This is a genomic window from Streptomyces exfoliatus, from assembly GCF_000725545.1.
In the GTDB taxonomy this organism is placed as follows: domain Bacteria; phylum Actinomycetota; class Actinomycetes; order Streptomycetales; family Streptomycetaceae; genus Streptomyces; species Streptomyces exfoliatus.
The window spans coordinates 223,246-239,089 of the sequence record NZ_JNZP01000008.1 but is presented as its reverse complement, the minus strand read 5'-3'; the positions used below and the strand labels follow the sequence as shown (position 1 = coordinate 239,089).

The window sequence follows — 15,844 nt, the reverse complement described above, 5'->3', positions numbered from 1 at the left end:
TCCCTGGGCCCCCCCCCCCCCCGCCCACCCTTCCCGACTCCGAGTGAGGTCTTCCCTTGCGCATCCTCTTCGTCACCGGTGGCAGCCCCGCCACCGTCTACGCGCTCACCCCCCTGGCCACGGCGGCCCGCAACGCCGGTCACCAGGTGCTCGTCGCCTCCAACCAGGAGACGATGTCGGCGATCGCCGGCGCGGGACTCGCCGGTGTCTGCGTCTCCGACGTCCCCATCCGCCACCACATCACCACCGACCGGGACGGCACGCCCGTCCCCCCGTCCGACGACCCCGACGTGCGGATGCGGTCCATCGGCCACGCCTTCGGCCGCATGGCGGCGCTCTACCAGGAGCCCCTCCTCGAACTGGCCCGTACGTGGCGCCCCGACGTCGTCGTGGGCGGCACGCTCACCTACTCGGCCGCCGTCCTGGCCGCGCGCATCGGCGTGCCCTACGTGCGCCAGGCGTGGGACTCCGGTGAGCCGCAGGTCGTCGACGTGGCCGCCGAGATCGAGATGCGGCCCGAACTCGAGGCCCTGGGCCTGGACGGCATCCCGGACCAGTCGCTGTGGATCGACGTCTGCCCGCCCAGCGTGCGCGACCCCGAGGCCCCGCAGGGCATCTCGATGCGGTGGATTCCCTGCAACGAGCAGCCCCTGATCGAGCCGTGGATGTACGCCAAGGGGTCCGCGCCCCGGGTCGCCATCACCGCCGGCACCAAGACGGCCCCCGGCTACTTCTTCGACTACCTGGTCGATCTGGTCCGCAAGCTGGCTCCCCTCGAGGCCGAGCTGCTGGTCAGCGCACCGGCCGCGGTCGCCGACGAGCTGAGCGCGGCGGCCGGCACCAAGGTCGGCTGGCTGCCCTTCGACACGGTGGCGACGACCTGCGACCTGCTCGTCCACCACGCGGGCGGCGGCACCGCGCTGACCGGGATGGTCCACGGCATCCCGCAGCTCCTCGTGCCCAACATGCCCAAGCTCGTGGCCCCTTCGCAGCGCCTGGCCGCCTACGGCTCCGCCCGCTGCATCCTGCCCGGCGACGACACCCCGGACGCGCTGGCCGGTGCCGCGGAGGACCTGCTGACCCGGGAGACCTACCGCGAGCGGGCCAGGGCGCTCGCCGACGAGGCCCTTGCCATGCCCGTACCCGCCGAAGTGCTGAACGTGATCGAGAAGCTGGCCTGAGCCGTGTTCTACCACGTGTGCTTCGTCGTGCCCGACATCGAGCGGGCCATGGACGACCTGACGCGCAGCGTCGGCGCCGAGTGGTCGGGAATCCTGGAGGACTCCCTCGGCGAGTGGGACTACCGGCTCGCCTTCACCCGCGGCGGGCCGCCCTACATCGAACTCGTCCAGGGCCCCGAGGGCAGCCCCTGGGACTCGACCCTGGGCGCTCGCTGCCACCACCTCGGCTACTGGACCGAGGACGTGACGGCGAGCTCCGCACGGCTGTCCGAAGCCGGTTTCGACCAGGAGTTCAGCGCCTGCCCGCTGGGCCGGCCGTACACCTACCACAAGGTCGAGAGCCTCGGTGTCGACCTGGAGATGATGGACGCCTCCCGGCAGCCGCGCTTCGTGGCCTCCTGGGACCCGGGCGCCCCGCACATGCCCGCCTTCGACGCGGCCCCCGCCTTCGACGCGGCCCCCGCCTTCGACGCGGCCCCCGCCTTCGACGCGGCCCCCGCCCCCGGCGCGGCCCCCGCCCCCGACCTCCCCTGATTGGAGCGGAACACCCATGCCCAACGAGAACCCCGGCGTACTGGTCGTCGGGGGCAGCACGGTGGGGCTGTGCACCGCCCTGTTCCTGTCCCGGGCCGGCATCCCCTGCACGGTCGTCGAACGGCACCATGCCCCGCCCGCGCACCCGCGCGCGATGGGGATCGGCCCGCGCACCGTGGAGATCCTGCGCGCCGTGGGCCTCGCCGACGCCGTGGACGCCCAGTGCGTGGACATGACCGGCAGCGGCCTGCAGATGTTCGCCGCGCCCACGCTCGCCGACGCCGACCTCGACGAGGAGGCGCGGCGGACGCCGCCCCGTGACGACGCCTACGCCGGGCTGACCCCGCAGAGCCTGCGCGGCACCTGCCCCCAGGGGCGGCTGGACCGCGTGCTCATCGGGGCCGCCCGGGAGGCCGGGGCGCGGATCGAGTTCGGTACCGAACTGCGTGACCTCACCCAGGACGAGGAGGGGGTGACCGCGCGGGTCGCGGACGGTCGCGGGGCCCGCGAGATCCGGGCCCGCTACCTGGTCGCCGCCGACGGAGCGCGCAGCGGGGTCCGGGACCGGCTGGGGATCGGCACCAGCGGACCCGGCGTCATCGGCGACCCCCTGATCAGCGTGCTCTTCCGGGCCGACCTGTCCGCCCTGACCCGCGGCCACACCTTCGTGGTGTGTGACATCACCACCCCCGAAGCGCCCGGCGGGCTGCTCCCCGTCGACGGCGACACCGAGTGGATCTACCACTTCCGCTACCCCCGCGCCTCCGGCACGAAGGCCGCCGACTTCACGCCCGAACGGTGCGCCGAGCGCATCCGGGCCGCGCTCGGCCGCGACACCGGCGTGACCCCCGAGGTGGTGAGCATCCTGCCCTGGCAGGTCCGGGGCCTGGTCGCCGACCGGTTCCGCTCCGGGCGCGTCTTCCTCGCCGGGGACGCGGCCCACGCCATCCCGCCCGTCGGCGCCTTCGGCATGAACACGGGAGTGGCCGACGCCCACAACCTCGCGTGGAAGCTGGCCCAGGTTCTGCACGGGACGGCACACGAGGCGCTCCTCGACACCTACGAGGCCGAACGCCTGCCCGTCGCCCGGTCCGCCCTCGAACAGTCGACGCTGCGCCTGAAGGACCCCTCCCTGCACTGGGCGACCGGGCCCGAGGGCCGCGCGCGCAGAGCGGCGGCCGGGGCGCTCAACGCCCCCGTGGTGCACCTCGGTTACCGCTACGCCTCCGCCGCCGTGCTCGGCGCCGGGGCGGAGCCGCCCTCCACCGAGGACGTGGCCCGCAACCTGGACGGGGCACCGGGCTCCCGCCTGCCGCACCGCTGGCTGCCCGGGGAAGAGGGCGTCCGCTCGACGCTCGACCTGGTGGACGGACGCTTCACCCTCCTGACCGGACCCACGGGGACGTCCTGGCTCGACGCCCTGGACAAGGCCGCGGCCTCCCTGGGCGGCGTACCGGCCGACGGGCACCGCATCGACGACGGTGCCTGGACCGCCGAGGCGGGTATCCGCGACAGCGGGGCGCTCCTCGTGCGCCCGGACGGCTTCGTCGCGTGGCGGGCCGAAAGCCTCGACCCGGCACCGGAGGCGTGCCTGGAACGCGTGCTCTCCGCGCTCCTCGCCCGCCCGTGAAGGACGCCCCCATCCCACACTCCTCCAGGAGGCAACTGTGACAGCGGACACCGCACCGCGCACCGCACTGGTAACCGGTGGCAGCCGGGGCATCGGCCGGGCCGTCGTCGAACGGCTCGCGGGACCGGGCCGGGTCGTGGCCGTCCACTACGGGCGGGACGACGAGGCGGCCCAGGCCACCGTGGCGGCGGTGCGCGCCGCCGGCGGGGACGCCTTCGCGGTGCGCGCGGACCTGGCGGACGAGGAGGCCATCGCCACCCTGGCCGCCCGCGTCGAGGAGGGCCTGGTCGAGCGCACGGGGGACCGCGGGCTCGACGTACTGGTCAACAACGCGGGCGTGGGCTGCCGCGCCGACATCACCGACGTCACCGGCGCGGACCTGGACCGGGTCTTCGCCGTCAACGTGAAGGCCCCCGTCTTCGTCGTCCAGCGGCTCCTGCCGCTGCTGCGCGACGGGGCACGGATCGTCAACGTCTCCTCGGTCGCCAACCGCATCGCGCACCCGCACGTCCTGCCGTACGCCATGAGCAAGGGGGCGCTGGAGGCGTTCAGCCGCTCCCTCGCGGCGCAGCTCGGCCCGCGCGGCATCACGGTCAACACCGTCGCCCCGGGGCTGATCGAGACCGACTTCCACCGCGCGCGCATGCGCGCGCACCCCGAGGACGCGGCGGCCGCGGCGGCACTGACCGTCTTCGGACGGCTCGGGCAGCCCGAGGACGTGGCGGACGCCGTCGCCTTTCTGGCCTCGGAGCAGGCCAGGTGGATCACCGGGGAGCGCCTGGAGACCACCGGAGGGGCCTATCTGTGAGGCACTCCGCGCGGCGGCCCGGTCCCACCGATCCGCCGCGAAACCACCGTTGCACGTCCGAAAGGTCCCGACATGATCCTCAACGACATCTACCTCACGTCCCTGGGCGTACGGCTGGGCCGCCGGCTCGACCTCGAAGAGGCGGTACGGGACGGGCGCTACGCCTCCGCCGAGTACACCGCCAACGCCCTCCTCGGGGTCACGGTCTCCGATGACGCGTTCGCCCCCGACCTGGCCGTGGCCGCGGCCCGCCAGGCGCTCGAACGCGCCGGGGACGCGACGGCACCGGGCGACGTGCGCCTGCTGCTCCACGCCAGCGCCTACTTCCAGGGCCAGGACATGTGGACGCCCTCCTCCTACATCCAGCACCACACCGTCGGGGGAAGCGCCCCGGCCGTCGAGGTCGACCAGAAGTCGAACGGCGGAATGGCGGCCCTGGCACTGGCGGCCGGACACCTCGCCGGACAGGACGAGGACGCCACCGTCCTCATCACGACGGGCGAGCGGTTCTGCCCGCCCGGCTTCGACCGCTTCCGCACCGAGAGCGGCACGGTGATGGCGGACGGCGGCACGGCCCTGCTCCTCGGCCGCAAGCCCGGCTTCGCCAAGGTCCTGTCCTGCGCACTGACCTCCGACCCCGCCCTGGAGCACATGTACCGCGGACGCGGCCTCAAGGACGCCCCGGCGTCCGGGGAGAAGCCGCTGAACATGCGGGCGCGCAAGACGGACTTCATGCGCAGGAACCTCGACGACCTGGAGGCGATCTCCCTGCGGATCGCGGGGGGCATCGGCGGCTGTATCGAACAGGCCCTGGACGAGGCGAAGACCGACGCCGCGGACGTGCGCAGGTTCGTGATGCCCCACAACGGCCAGACCGTGCGCTGGTGGAACATGTTGGCCGACATGGGGGTGGGCCGGGAGCGGACCACCTGGGACTTCGGCCGCCAGGTCAGCCACCTCGGTTCCGGCGACCAGGTCGCGGGCCTCGACCACCTCATCACCACGGGGCAGTTGGAGGCCGGCGACCGCGTGGTGCTCGCCGGCACCGGCTACGGCTTCAACTGGGGGGCCGCCGTGCTGGAGATCCTGCACGTACCCGACTGGGCCGCCGAGACCGACGACCAGCAGCCGTGACCGCTCCCGCACACCCACAGGAGACCCGCATGCCGATCCCCCCGCTGGCGCGACCCGCCACCACCCTGCCCGCCGGAGAGACGCGCCGCCAGGCCCACCAGCTGATACGCGCGGGACACGGCGCCGAGGGGCAGCGCCGACTCGCCGGTGGCCGGGTCCTGGTCGTCGGCGCCGACGAGATCGGCGCCCCGCTCATCGCCCATCTCGCCGACTCCGGCGTGGGGTTGATCGGTGTCTCCGACGGCTCGCCCATGAATCCGTGGGACCACTACCTCGGACTTCCGGACGCGGAGCCCGCGGACCGGGCCACGGCCTGGACCCGCGCGCTCGGGAGCACCCATCCGTTCGTGCGCACCGTGGTGGAGGACCGGTTCGAGCTGCCCCGCGCGCGCGAACTGGTCCAGGACTACGACCTCGTGGTGTGCGCGGGGGAGGACCCGGCCCGCTGCCAACTCGTCGACGACGTGTGCGCCGAGGCGGGCATCCCCTTCGTGTGGGGCTCCATGGGGGCCACCGGAGGGCGCGTCTCGGTCTTCTGGGACCGGCACGGCCCGGGCCTCAGGGACCTGTTCCCGAAGCCTCCCGCCCCCTACTTCCGGGGCATGTCCGGCACGCTGAAGGTGGTCGGCGCCTGGCTGGGGATCGCCCTGGCCACCGAGGTGGTCAAGCTGCTCACCGGTCAGGGCGAGCCGCTGGTCGGCCGGGTGATGAAGTACGACGCCATGGCCGGCACGTGCGCGACCGTACCGCTGCGCCCGCACGAGCGGGCCGCGCGCCCGGCCGAACCCACCGCCGCCGAGCCCTTCTTCGGGCTGCTCTCGCCGGAGGCGACCGAGGCCGCGCGGGAGTCCACGATCTCCGCGGAGCAGCTGAAGGAACTGCTCGACGCGGACGCGCCGGTCAACCTGGTCGACGTCCGCGAGCCGGACGAGTACGCCTTCGCCCACGTGCCGGGCTCGGTGCTCGTCCCACAGGGGGAGTTCCTGCACGGCGACGCCGCCGCACGGCTGCCCGCGGACCGCAGGACCGTGCTGCTGTGCCGGGCCGGCATCCGCTCCGCGGAGGTCCTCGCCGTGGTCAAGCGCAGCGGTCACCGGGACGCGGTCCACCTGGGCGGGGGCATCCTGGCCTGGGCGCAGCGGATCGACCCGGCGATGCCCACCTACTGAGCCTCCGTCCGCCGACGCTGATCACAGCGGGTGATCGAAGGGTGGGAGCGGGCCCGGAGTTTCACCCCGCTCCGAGCCCTCGCAAAGGGCGGTTCATTTGTGTTCCGGTGAATTGTTTGCGGCGTTGAAATGCGCGGGCGGAAAGAATGCGTGCGTATTCAATCGGAAACCCCGATGGAAACCGCAGTGCCCGCCTGCCGTCCGGCAGGCGGGCACTGCGCGCGTTTCCCGGTTCAGCGCACCGGGACGCAGCGCCCCGCCTCCGTGCGGTAGGTCCACCGGGCCCCGTCGCGGGCGAGTTCCGCCACGGCGGCCACCAGACGGTCCAGGTGCTCCACGGGCGTGCCGGCGCCGAAGCTGGCCCGCACCGCGTTCACCGGTCGCTCGCCCGGCGCCAGCGGCTCGGGGGCCCCGCACTCGTCGGAGTGGTCGGGCGCGTTGCCGAGCAGGCCGCGGACCAGGGGATGGGCGCAGAACATGCCGTCGCGTACCCCGATGCCGTACTCGGCCGAGAGCGCCGCGGCCAGGTGGGCGCTGTTCCAGCCCTCGACCACGAAGCTGATCACGCCGACCCGCGGCGCCGATCCGCCCAGCAAGGACAGCACCGTGACCCCCTCGATCGCGGTCAGTCCGGCCAGGGTCCGGCGCAGCAGGGCCTCCTCGCGCGCCGCGAGCGACTCGAAGCCCGCCGAGGTGAGCGCCCGGCAGGCGGAGGCCAGCGCGTGCGCCCCGACCACGTTCGGCGATCCGGCCTCGTGCCGCGCGGCGCCCTGCTGCCACTCCACGGACAGCGCGCCGGCCCCGTGCACGACACGCCTGCTCGCTCCGCCCCCGGCCAGGTACGGTGCCGCCGCGCCGAGCCAGTCCGCGCGCCCGGCCAGCACCCCCGCCCCGAACGGCGCGTACATCTTGTGGCCCGAGAACGCGACGTAGTCCACGCCCAGTCCGGCGACGTCCACCGGTCGGTGCGGCACCAGCTGGGCGGCGTCCAGCGCCACGCGCACCCCGGCCGCGTGGGCGACCTCCGTGATCGACTCGACGGGCCATATCTCGCCCGTGACGTTGGAGGCGCCCGTCACACAGACGAGGCCGGGTCGCCGCGGGTCGTGGCCCGCCAGCGTCTCGGCGACGATCTCCACGACCTCGTACGCGCTGCTCGGAGCCCGCATCACGGTGCGCTGCGCCCGCGGCCACGGCAACAGGGCGGCGTGGTGCTCGGTCTCGAAGACGTAGACCTGGGTCCCCGCCGGGAGCGCGGCCGCCAGCAGGTTCAGCGAGTCGGTGGTCGAGCGGGTGAACACGACCTCGTCGTCCGGCCGGCAGCCGAGGAACTCGCCGACCGTCCGCCGGGCCTGCTCGAACAGGTCGGTGGACAGCTGCGACAGGTGGCCGGCCCCGCGATGCACGCTGCCGTAGTAGGGCATGTAGGCGCTGACGTCGTCCCAGACGCTGCTCAGGACCGGGGCGCTCGCCGCGTAGTCGAGCGCCCCGTAGGACACCTCGCCCCCGGTGACGAGGGGTACGCGCACGTCGGCGCCCAGGACGGGCAGCGGCGGGCCGTGGAGCGTGTCGATGGAGGAAGGGGCGGGCGTGGTGGACACAGGGACTCCTCGGTGTCGTGGGAAGGAAGGTTGCGGCGGCCTGGGGGCAGGGGGCGGGCGCGTCAGGCGGGGATCGGCGGGTGCCCCGCGCCCTCGAGGAGCCGGGGTGAGCGGGCCGCCACGACCCCGGCCTCGAAGCGGCTGTTCACGCCGAGCCTGCGCAGCAGCGCGGACACCGTGCGGCGCAGGGTGCGCGGTGACACGCGCAGTTCGCGGGCGACCTCGACGTCCTGTCGCCCCTTCGCCCACAGCCGCAGGATGACCGTCTCCTGCTCGCTGAGGACGATGTCCCGACCATCACCGCCGACGACCGGCACGGTCGGCTCCTGACGGGTGGCGGGCACCGACGGCGCGTGCAGCTCGCGGGCGTCGTCCCAGCAGAACTCGAAGACCCGACCGAGGAGCTGCAGCAGCGCGGGCCGCCTGATCAGCAGCGTCGTCGACGGAGGGCAGACCAGGGCGAACGCCTCGTCCACCAGGATCAGGCGGAAGGGCAGCAGCGGCGCGACCCGCACGTGGACACCGCGCCGCGAGAGCCGCTCCAGGTAACCGGCCGCCTGCTCGCTGTGCAGCAGGGAGCTCTGGTGGATGGTCCGGACGCCGACGCCGCCGGGCTCGTACGCGTCCCCGACCGGCCACTCGGCGATCAGCCGGCGGGCGACCACGGACGGCTGGATGACCCGGATCTGCTGTCGGGCCATGGTGGCCACGGAGTCCAGCAGGGCCCGGACGCGGGCCGGGTCCGTGATCTCCTCCACGTCCGTCGCCGCCTGCGCCGGCCCGACGGCGTGCACGGCGAGGGCGGCCAGCTGCGTCCGCAGGGAGCGGGTGGCCTCGTCGGCCGCGAGCAGCGCGCGCTCCTGCGTGGCGATCAGTCGGGACAGCGATTCCACCGGAGAAATTTCCGTCCCTGAAATTGTCTGCAACAGCATCTAATTGATTTCCCGCCTTGCGTGTCCTGAGCCGGTCACGGCCTTTATCGGTCACCAAATGGTCTACACGGAGCGGCTCTCTTCTGGCAAGATCGAAGTCGCTGCCGGGGAATGGGCGAACCCACTTCCGGTCATTACTCCACGTATTCACCGTGCAAGGGCACCCCTTCGCAAGCGACAACTCAGACGCCGAGGCCGAACCCACCTCGGCAGGAAGGAGAAGCGAACCGGTGAACGACAAAGCCTCCGTGATGGACGGCCGGCCGACCGAGCGCGTCGAGGCCGACATCGGGGACGCGGCCACCGGCCCCCGCCCCCGCTCCGCGGACGCGGCCACGGACGACGCCCTGCGCTTCTGGCAGCAGATGTCCCTCGCCGCCGTCCCCGACGGCACCCCCGAACCTCGGCGCATCGACCTGCCCGGGGAGCTGCGCGGCGCGCTCGCCCTGCTCGAGGCCTCCGCGGAGGGGTCGCTGCACGGCGGACCCTCGGTGCCCTCGGCCGGCGCGCTGTACCCGTACGAGACCTACGTCGTCACGAACGGGCCCGGCGGACCGCGGGTCTTCTCCGTGGACGTCACCCGGCGCGGCTGCCGCCTGCTCCACGAAGGGGAGCAGGTCGCCGACGCACTGGCCCGCGGCGGGCTCGCGCTCCCGACGCCCGACGCCTTCCTGGTCCTCATCGCCGTACGGCCGTGGATGTCCATCCGCAAGTACGACGACCGGGGCTACCTGTACGCGCAGCTGGACGCCGCCCACCTCGGCACCCACCTGCTCTGCCTGGCCGGCCGCGGCCACCGGCGGGCCCAGTGGCTGACCAGGGCGGCCCCCGGCCACCTCGGCGCCCTGCTGCGCCTGGACGAGCACCACCTCGCCCCCCACAGCGTCCTGCTGGTGGCCGACCGCATCGGCACGGGGCAGCCGTCCGTGTCCGACTGGACCTGCACGGACCGGCGGGGCATACCGCCGGTGCCCCGCGTCAGGAACGGTTCCGAGGCCCGATGCTGGCGCGGCCTGCTGCCACGCCTGCAGAGCCCGCCGGCCCTCCCCGCCACCCCGCGACTGCGCCCCCTGCTCGCCCCGGAACGCGAAGGCGAGGCCCATCCGCCCACCTCCGACGCCCTGGCGGACCTCGCCCCCCGGCGGCGCTCGGCCAAGGACTTCGGCGACGCCGCACTCCCCCTGCAGCGCCTCCGGGAGGTCCTGTCCGCCCTGGGCACCCCGCTGGCCACCGACCTGCCCGCGTCCCCCGGCTTCGGCGCCACCCTGGTCGCCCGCCGCGTCACCGGACTCGCCCCCGGCGCCTACCCGGTGCTCGGCAACGGCGGGATCGCCGCCCAACCCACCAGCACCACCCCCGCGAGCGCCGAGGACATCGTGCGCTTCTGCATGGGCCAGGAGCAGCTGCGCCACACCTGCGCCGCCGTCGTCTTCCACGCCCGGCACCAGGACGTGTTCCGGCACGGCATGCGCGGCGTCGACGAAGCGCTGCTGCGCTCCGGGGCACTGGCCCACCTCGTCTACCTCGGAGCCACCGCCACCGGCACCGCGGTCACCACCATCGGCGGCTTCGACGCGGGACGCTGGCACTCCCTGGCGGGCCTCGCGGACGAGGACGAGGTCCTTTACGTCGCCATGCTCGGCACCCCCGGCACCTCCGCGGTCAAGATCGACCGCCTCCAGCCCGCCCACGCCCACGGACAGCGGTGACGGCCATGCTCACCGACATCATCACCGGCGCCCTGCGCGAGCACGGCGACGCACCCGCCGTCGCCGACCGGCACACCACGCTGACCTACCGCGAACTCGACGCGGCCGCGAACCGGTACGCGACCGCTCTCGCCGCCCTGCTCACCGGCCGCGACCGGCCGCGCGTCGGCATCCAGGCCGCCAACTCCGCCGACTACGTGGTGGCGTACCTGGCCGCCCTGCGGGCCGGCTGCGTGCCCTTCCTCATCGACCGGGCCGCCGGGCCCCAGGAGACCGAGGGCATCCAGCGCGGCTGCGGACTCGACCTGCTGGTCCACGAGGAAGCCACCCCGGTGCCCGGCCACGGCACCCGGCTCGCCGCTCCGGGCTCCCTGCGCGTCACCCGCTTCCCCGAGATGCCGGACCGCCCCGGGCTGCACCGGGAGACGGAGGTCTGCCGCTTCACCTCCGGTTCCACCGGCTCCCCCAGCTGCATCGAGTTCCGCGGCGAGGCCGTGTACCGCGCGGCCGCCAACTGGGCCGAGGGCACCGGTATTTCGGCCCAGGACACCATCGTGTGCTTCGCCTCGCTCTCCAACGGCCTGGCGTTCAACACCTCCCTCCTCTCCACGTTCCTCGTCGGCGCGTGCCTGCGCCTGGGCAGCGGACTGCCGACCGCGGGGGCGGTCACCCGCACCCTGCGCGACAGCGGGGCCACCCGCCTCATCGGGTTCCCCGCCCTGTACGAGTCGCTGGTGCGCAACGGGTCGGGCCCCGGACCGCTGCCCGGCCTGCGCATGGCGATCTCGTCCGCCGCACCCCTGGACCCGGGCACCAAGCGGCTGTTCGAGGAGAGCACCGGCGTGCCGCTGCAGAACTACTACGGCATCGCCGAGGCCGGGCCGCTCACCTTCGCCGCCGACCCGCGCACCGACCCCGGCCTCGGCCAGGCGCTGCCCGGCGTCGAACTGCGCGCCGGCGCCGCCGGGGAGCCGGGTGTCGTCTCGGTCAGGAGCCAGTCCATGGGGACCCGCTACCTCAACGCCCCCGGCGTGCTGGAGCAGCGGATCGACCCGGACGGCTTCTACCGCACGGGCGACGTGGGCCGCCTGCGGGACGGGAGCCTCGTCCTGACCGGGCGCACGAGCCAGGTCATCAACATCGGCGGTCGAAAGATCGACGCCGTGGAGGTCTCCACGGCCCTCGCCGGGGCACCGGGAGTGGACGACGCGGTCGTCCTGGAGATCACCGACCGGCACGGCACGGCCGCACTCGCGGCGGTGCTCGCCGGAGCCCCCGACCTCGACCCCGCCGCACCGCGCCGGTACGTCGCCGAGCGCCTCGCCCCGTACAAGGTCCCCAGCCTCGTACGCATCGTGCCCCGCATACCCCGGGGCACCAGCGGCAAGCCCGCCACCGCGGAGCTGCGCCGCCTGTTCGACACCCCGCAGGACTTCCAGTGACCACACCCAAGGAGAGCGCAGCCATGACGGCCTCCCCGGACCACATCCGCCCGCACCTCGTGCGCATCGTGCTCAGCTCGGCGGAGGGCGACCTGACCGAACAGGACCTGGCGGCCGCCGACTGGTCGCTGCCCCAGGTCAGTTACTCGTCGTTGGCCTACATCCGCATGATCGACACGGTGGAGAACGAGCTCGGCGTCTACCTCGACCCCGAGGAGGAGAGCGACCACTTCGAGACGATCGACGCCCTGGTCGAACTGGTCTGTCGCCACCTGCGCGAAGAGCAGGCCGCCGATGCCTGAGACCGTCATCGGCGTCTTCGGCACGGGCCGCCTCGCCCGGGCCGTGCACCGGCTCGCCACGGAGGAGGGACTCACCGCCCACCTCCTCGACCCGCGGAGCCCCGAGCGGTGCGACACGGAGCCCGCGCCCGGCGTCCTCGTCGACTGCTCGGCGCCCGAGGCCGTCACGCACGCCGCCGCCCTCAGCGCCCGCCTCGACGTCCCCCTCGTGGAGTGCGTCTCCGGGCTCGACGAGCACCACCTGCGGGTACTGGGGGAGAGGGCCGCCGGCACCGCCGTCGTCCTCGCTCCCAACCTGTCCCTGGGCAACTACCTCCAGACCCGCGCGCTGCGCGTGGTCGCCGACGTGGTCACCACCATGGACCGCGCCGGGATCACCGGCGCGATCCCCGAAGCGGCCGTCCTCGAACGCCACCCCGCCACCAAGCGGCACCGGCCGAGCACCACGGCCTCCCGGCTCGCCCGGCAGTGGCAGCGGCACACCCACAGGCCCGCCGTCGACGTCGCCTCGCTGCGCTGCGGCCCCGCGGTCAGCGACCACGAGGTCCGGCTCACCTGGCCCGAACAGACCCTGACGCTCACCCACCAGGTGGGCTCGCTCGACGCCGCCGCGGCCGGTGCGATCGGAGCGGCGCAGTGGGCCGCCGGACGCGCCCGCGGTATGTACACGATCCACCAGGTCTTCGACGACCTGCTGGCCACCATGGCGGCCGGGACCGCCGACGACGACCGGGAGGACGCCCCGTGACCACCGGCACCGCAACCGGTCCGGCCACCCGCCCCACCCTTGCCCGGGCCCGGCTGGCCGGCCAGATCGCCGCCGGGGCGCGCATGCTCTCCCTCGACGGCCACGACGACTTCAACCAGGGCCAGATATCCGCACGGACACCCGGCTCCGACACGTTCTTCATCAAGAACGCGCTCTGCGGGTTCGACGAGGCCACTCCCGGCCAAGTGGTGGCCGCGTCCATCGACCCCGACGCCCCCGTCGACCCGCTCGCGCCGCCCGAACTCCCGCTGCACCAGGCGATCTACCGGGCGCGCCCCGACGTCAACGGCATCGTGCACAGCCACGCCCCGCACACCCTCGTCTTCGGTGCCACGGACCTCGAACTGCGCCCCGTCTCGCACGACGGCGCGCACTTCACCGGCAACCTCGCCCTGTTCACCCGGACCAGCAACACGGTCCTGGACCAGGCCACGGGCGACGCCATCGCCGAGGCGCTCGGCGACGCCGAGGGCGTGCTGCTGCGCAACCACGGCGGGGTGATCGTCGGCAAGAGCGTGCGGCACGCCGCGGTCTTCGCCCAGGTCCTGGAGCGGGCCTGCCGCCTGCAACTGCTCGCGGAGCAGAGCGGCGTCCCCTACACCTGGGCCACCGACGACGACGTCGCCCTCAAACGGGACTTCATCTACGCGGACCTGTCGGTGCGCTCCTACTGGGACTACGCGGTCCGGCGCGTCAGGCGCGTCTGGCCCGAAGCCGCCACGTGGAGATGAGCCCGGCCCGCCACGACATCCTCGTGGCCTGCGCCACGGCGGCGGCGACGGCACCCCACACCCACCTGCTCAGCGCCGAGGAACGGCGCCAGGCACGGGGGTACGCGCCCCACAGGGCAGACGAGTTCACCGCCGGACGCACGCTGCTGCGCTGGGCCCTCGAGCGCGCCCTGGGACGCTGGACACGGACCTGCCGCATCGGCTCCACCGACCGCGGCAAGCCCGTCCTGGTGGACCTGCCGGGCACCGGCATCAGCGTCTCGCACAGCCAGGGGACGATCGCCGTCGCCGTGGCCGCCGGCCGCGCGGTGGGCGTCGACGTCCAGGTCCCCGTACCACCCACCCAGGGCCTGCTGCGCCGCTGCTGCTCACCGGCGCAGCAACGCGAACTGGCCGCCCTGCCCGCCGAACGGCAGGCCGTCGCGGTCGCCAGGCGCTGGGCGATCCACGAGGCGTGCGCCAAGGTCACCGGGACCACGCCGATCAACCTGCCCGCCCCGCACCCGGGAGCGCTGCTGGCCGACGGCGGAAGCCGACGGGGACTGCGCTGGCGGGTCCTGCACCCGCTGCGCGGCGTCGCCGTCTGTGTCGCCTACGACCGGCCGCAGAACCCGGCCACGCTCGCGCTGGCCCTGCTCGCCCCCCACCGGGCACCCGCACCCCGCCCCCACCCACCGGAAGATGGACCGACGTCACCATGACAGCCCTGCCCCTCACGGAAAGCCTCCCGAGGCACCTGCCGACGGAACAGGACGAGGTCGTCCGCGACCTGCTGGCGCTGACCGGGACACTGGCCGACAAGGAACTCGCGCCCCACGCCGACGCGTTCGAGGCCGCCTCGCGCTTCCCGCGCGACATCCTGCGGACGCTGGGCGGCGCCGGACTGCTGGGCCTGCCCTACCCCACCGAGTACGGTGGCGGCGGCCAGAGCCACGAAGTGCACGTGAGCGTCCTGGAGATCCTGGCCAGGCGATGGCTCGCGGTCGCCCAGTCGGTCAACATCCACGCCCTCGCGTGCTACCCGCTGGCCGCCTTCGGCACCGACGCCCAGCGCGAGCGCTGGCTGCCCGGCATGCTCGGTGGCGAGCAGCTCGGCGCGAACTGCATCTCCGAGGCCGAGGCGGGTTCCGACATCGGGGCCATCTCCTGCACGGCCAGGCGGAGCGAGCACGACGCCACCTACACCGTCGACGGCACCAAGGCGTGGACCAGCCACGCCGGACAGGCCGACTTCTACAACGTCTTCTGCCGCACCGGCGGCCCGGGCGTGCGCGGCCTCTCGCTGCTCCTCGCCGACTCCGCCACACCCGGCCTCGAAGTGCAGCGCCCGGAGAAGAAGATGGGCGTGCGCTCCTCGCCCACCGCCTCGGTGGTGTTCGACGGCGCCGAGGTCGCGGCGGACCGGCTGATCGGACGGCCCGGCAAGGGCTTCCTGATCGCCTCCGGACTGTTCGACCGCGGCAGGCTCGGCATCGCCGCCTGCGCGGTGGGCCTCGCCACCGCGGCACTGGAGCACGCCGTCGCGTACGCGAAGACCCGTCGCCAGTTCGGCCGCCCCGTCATCGACTTCCAGGGCCTCTCGTTCCTGCTCGCGGACATGGCCACGCAGATCGCCGCGGCCCGCGCCCTGGTGCGCGAGGCGGCGCGGACGCTGGACTCCGGCGCGAGCGCGTCGGCGGTCACCGCCGCCGCGGCCCGCGCCAAGCTCTTCGCCACCGACACCGCGATGCGGGTCACGACGGACGCCGTCCAGGCGCTCGGCGCCTACGGCTACGTCGAGGACCACCCGGTCGAACGGTGGATGCGTGAGGCGAAGCTGCTCCAGATCATCGAGGGCACCAACCAGATCCAGCGCGTCATCGTCGCCCGGTCCCTGTGACCCGCCGACCCGAGCTCCGAGGG

At 73.9% G+C, this 15,844-nt stretch carries 15 protein-coding genes; 13 read left to right on the top strand and 2 right to left on the bottom strand.

Annotated elements, in window-relative coordinates; all coding sequences use genetic code 11:
- Positions 1-56: 56 nt before the first annotated feature.
- The 6 genes from IO20_RS0112055 (at position 57) to IO20_RS0112030 (ending at position 6,456) form a co-directional block, all read left to right on the top strand.
- Positions 57-1,181, top strand: coding sequence for a glycosyltransferase (locus tag IO20_RS0112055; protein ID WP_030549304.1), 1,125 nt, complete (start codon positions 57-59; stop codon positions 1,179-1,181).
- 3 nt (positions 1,182-1,184) lie between these two features.
- Complete coding sequence (locus IO20_RS0112050; RefSeq protein WP_078945949.1) at positions 1,185-1,715, top strand: VOC family protein; 531 nt, start codon at positions 1,185-1,187, stop codon at positions 1,713-1,715.
- 16 nt (positions 1,716-1,731) lie between these two features.
- The gene (locus tag IO20_RS0112045) at positions 1,732-3,345 is read left to right on the top strand and encodes an FAD-dependent monooxygenase (protein ID WP_030549307.1); all 1,614 of its coding nucleotides are present in this window, start codon (positions 1,732-1,734) and stop codon (positions 3,343-3,345) included.
- Between the two features lie 37 nt (positions 3,346-3,382).
- Positions 3,383-4,153, top strand: coding sequence for an SDR family NAD(P)-dependent oxidoreductase (locus tag IO20_RS0112040; protein WP_030549310.1), 771 nt, complete (start codon positions 3,383-3,385; stop codon positions 4,151-4,153).
- A 72-nt stretch (positions 4,154-4,225) separates the two neighbouring features.
- The gene (locus tag IO20_RS0112035) at positions 4,226-5,287 is read left to right on the top strand and encodes a ketoacyl-ACP synthase III family protein (RefSeq protein ID WP_030549312.1); all 1,062 of its coding nucleotides are present in this window, start codon (positions 4,226-4,228) and stop codon (positions 5,285-5,287) included.
- Positions 5,288-5,316: 29 nt separating this feature from the next.
- The gene (locus tag IO20_RS0112030; protein WP_030549314.1) at positions 5,317-6,456 is read left to right on the top strand and encodes a ThiF family adenylyltransferase; all 1,140 of its coding nucleotides are present in this window, start codon (positions 5,317-5,319) and stop codon (positions 6,454-6,456) included.
- 233 nt (positions 6,457-6,689) lie between these two features.
- On the opposite strand, the gene IO20_RS0112025 is transcribed toward IO20_RS0112030, so the two are convergent.
- Together IO20_RS0112025 and IO20_RS39625 are read right to left on the bottom strand one after the other, a co-directional pair.
- Positions 6,690-8,057: an aminotransferase class V-fold PLP-dependent enzyme gene (locus IO20_RS0112025; protein ID WP_051874406.1), complete on the bottom strand. Its 1,368-nt coding sequence runs from the start codon at positions 8,055-8,057 to the stop codon at positions 6,690-6,692.
- Positions 8,058-8,119: 62 nt separating this feature from the next.
- Positions 8,120-8,950: a helix-turn-helix transcriptional regulator gene (locus IO20_RS39625; RefSeq protein ID WP_245684931.1), complete on the bottom strand. Its 831-nt coding sequence runs from the start codon at positions 8,948-8,950 to the stop codon at positions 8,120-8,122.
- Positions 8,951-9,219: 269 nt separating this feature from the next.
- Between IO20_RS39625 and IO20_RS0112015 the strand changes: the two genes are divergently transcribed.
- The 7 genes from IO20_RS0112015 to IO20_RS0111985 are packed head-to-tail and all read left to right on the top strand — an operon-like array spanning position 9,220 to position 15,821.
- On the top strand, positions 9,220-10,698 hold the full coding sequence (locus IO20_RS0112015) for a nitroreductase family protein (RefSeq protein ID WP_106978566.1): 1,479 nt from the start codon (positions 9,220-9,222) through the stop codon (positions 10,696-10,698).
- 5 nt (positions 10,699-10,703) lie between these two features.
- Positions 10,704-12,140: a class I adenylate-forming enzyme family protein gene (locus IO20_RS0112010; RefSeq protein ID WP_030549321.1), complete on the top strand. Its 1,437-nt coding sequence runs from the start codon at positions 10,704-10,706 to the stop codon at positions 12,138-12,140.
- 23 nt (positions 12,141-12,163) lie between these two features.
- Complete coding sequence (locus IO20_RS0112005; RefSeq protein ID WP_245684930.1) at positions 12,164-12,442, top strand: hypothetical protein; 279 nt, start codon at positions 12,164-12,166, stop codon at positions 12,440-12,442.
- Positions 12,435-13,190: a dihydrodipicolinate reductase C-terminal domain-containing protein gene (locus IO20_RS0112000; protein WP_051874407.1), complete on the top strand. Its 756-nt coding sequence runs from the start codon at positions 12,435-12,437 to the stop codon at positions 13,188-13,190. Before IO20_RS0112005 ends, IO20_RS0112000 begins: the two co-directional genes overlap by 8 nt.
- Positions 13,187-13,942: a class II aldolase/adducin family protein gene (locus IO20_RS0111995; protein WP_030549326.1), complete on the top strand. Its 756-nt coding sequence runs from the start codon at positions 13,187-13,189 to the stop codon at positions 13,940-13,942. The genes IO20_RS0112000 and IO20_RS0111995 overlap by 4 nt, the downstream gene beginning before the upstream one ends.
- Positions 13,939-14,643 (top strand): 4'-phosphopantetheinyl transferase family protein, encoded by a 705-nt coding sequence (locus IO20_RS0111990; protein ID WP_157854996.1) that lies wholly within the window; start codon positions 13,939-13,941, stop codon positions 14,641-14,643. The genes IO20_RS0111995 and IO20_RS0111990 overlap by 4 nt, the downstream gene beginning before the upstream one ends.
- Positions 14,640-15,821 carry an acyl-CoA dehydrogenase family protein gene (locus tag IO20_RS0111985; RefSeq protein WP_030549330.1) on the top strand — a complete coding sequence of 394 codons (1,182 nt, stop codon included), beginning with the start codon at positions 14,640-14,642 and terminating at the stop codon, positions 15,819-15,821. The genes IO20_RS0111990 and IO20_RS0111985 overlap by 4 nt, the downstream gene beginning before the upstream one ends.
- Positions 15,822-15,844: the final 23 nt, after the last annotated feature.

What these genes read in the sequence shown, in the direction of transcription:
- IO20_RS0112045 (WP_030549307.1), top strand. Translation starts at nt 1,732, where the DNA reads ATGCCCAACGAGAACCCCGGCGTACTGGTCGTCGGGGGCAGCACGGTG.
- IO20_RS0111990 (WP_157854996.1), top strand. Translation starts at nt 13,939, where the DNA reads ATGAGCCCGGCCCGCCACGACATCCTCGTGGCCTGCGCCACGGCGGCG.
- IO20_RS0112030 (WP_030549314.1), top strand. Translation starts at nt 5,317, where the DNA reads ATGCCGATCCCCCCGCTGGCGCGACCCGCCACCACCCTGCCCGCCGGA.
- IO20_RS0111985 (WP_030549330.1), top strand. Translation starts at nt 14,640, where the DNA reads ATGACAGCCCTGCCCCTCACGGAAAGCCTCCCGAGGCACCTGCCGACG.
- IO20_RS0112010 (WP_030549321.1), top strand. Translation starts at nt 10,704, where the DNA reads ATGCTCACCGACATCATCACCGGCGCCCTGCGCGAGCACGGCGACGCA.
- IO20_RS0112035 (WP_030549312.1), top strand. Translation starts at nt 4,226, where the DNA reads ATGATCCTCAACGACATCTACCTCACGTCCCTGGGCGTACGGCTGGGC.
- IO20_RS0112005 (WP_245684930.1), top strand. Translation starts at nt 12,164, where the DNA reads ATGACGGCCTCCCCGGACCACATCCGCCCGCACCTCGTGCGCATCGTG.
- IO20_RS0112000 (WP_051874407.1), top strand. Translation starts at nt 12,435, where the DNA reads ATGCCTGAGACCGTCATCGGCGTCTTCGGCACGGGCCGCCTCGCCCGG.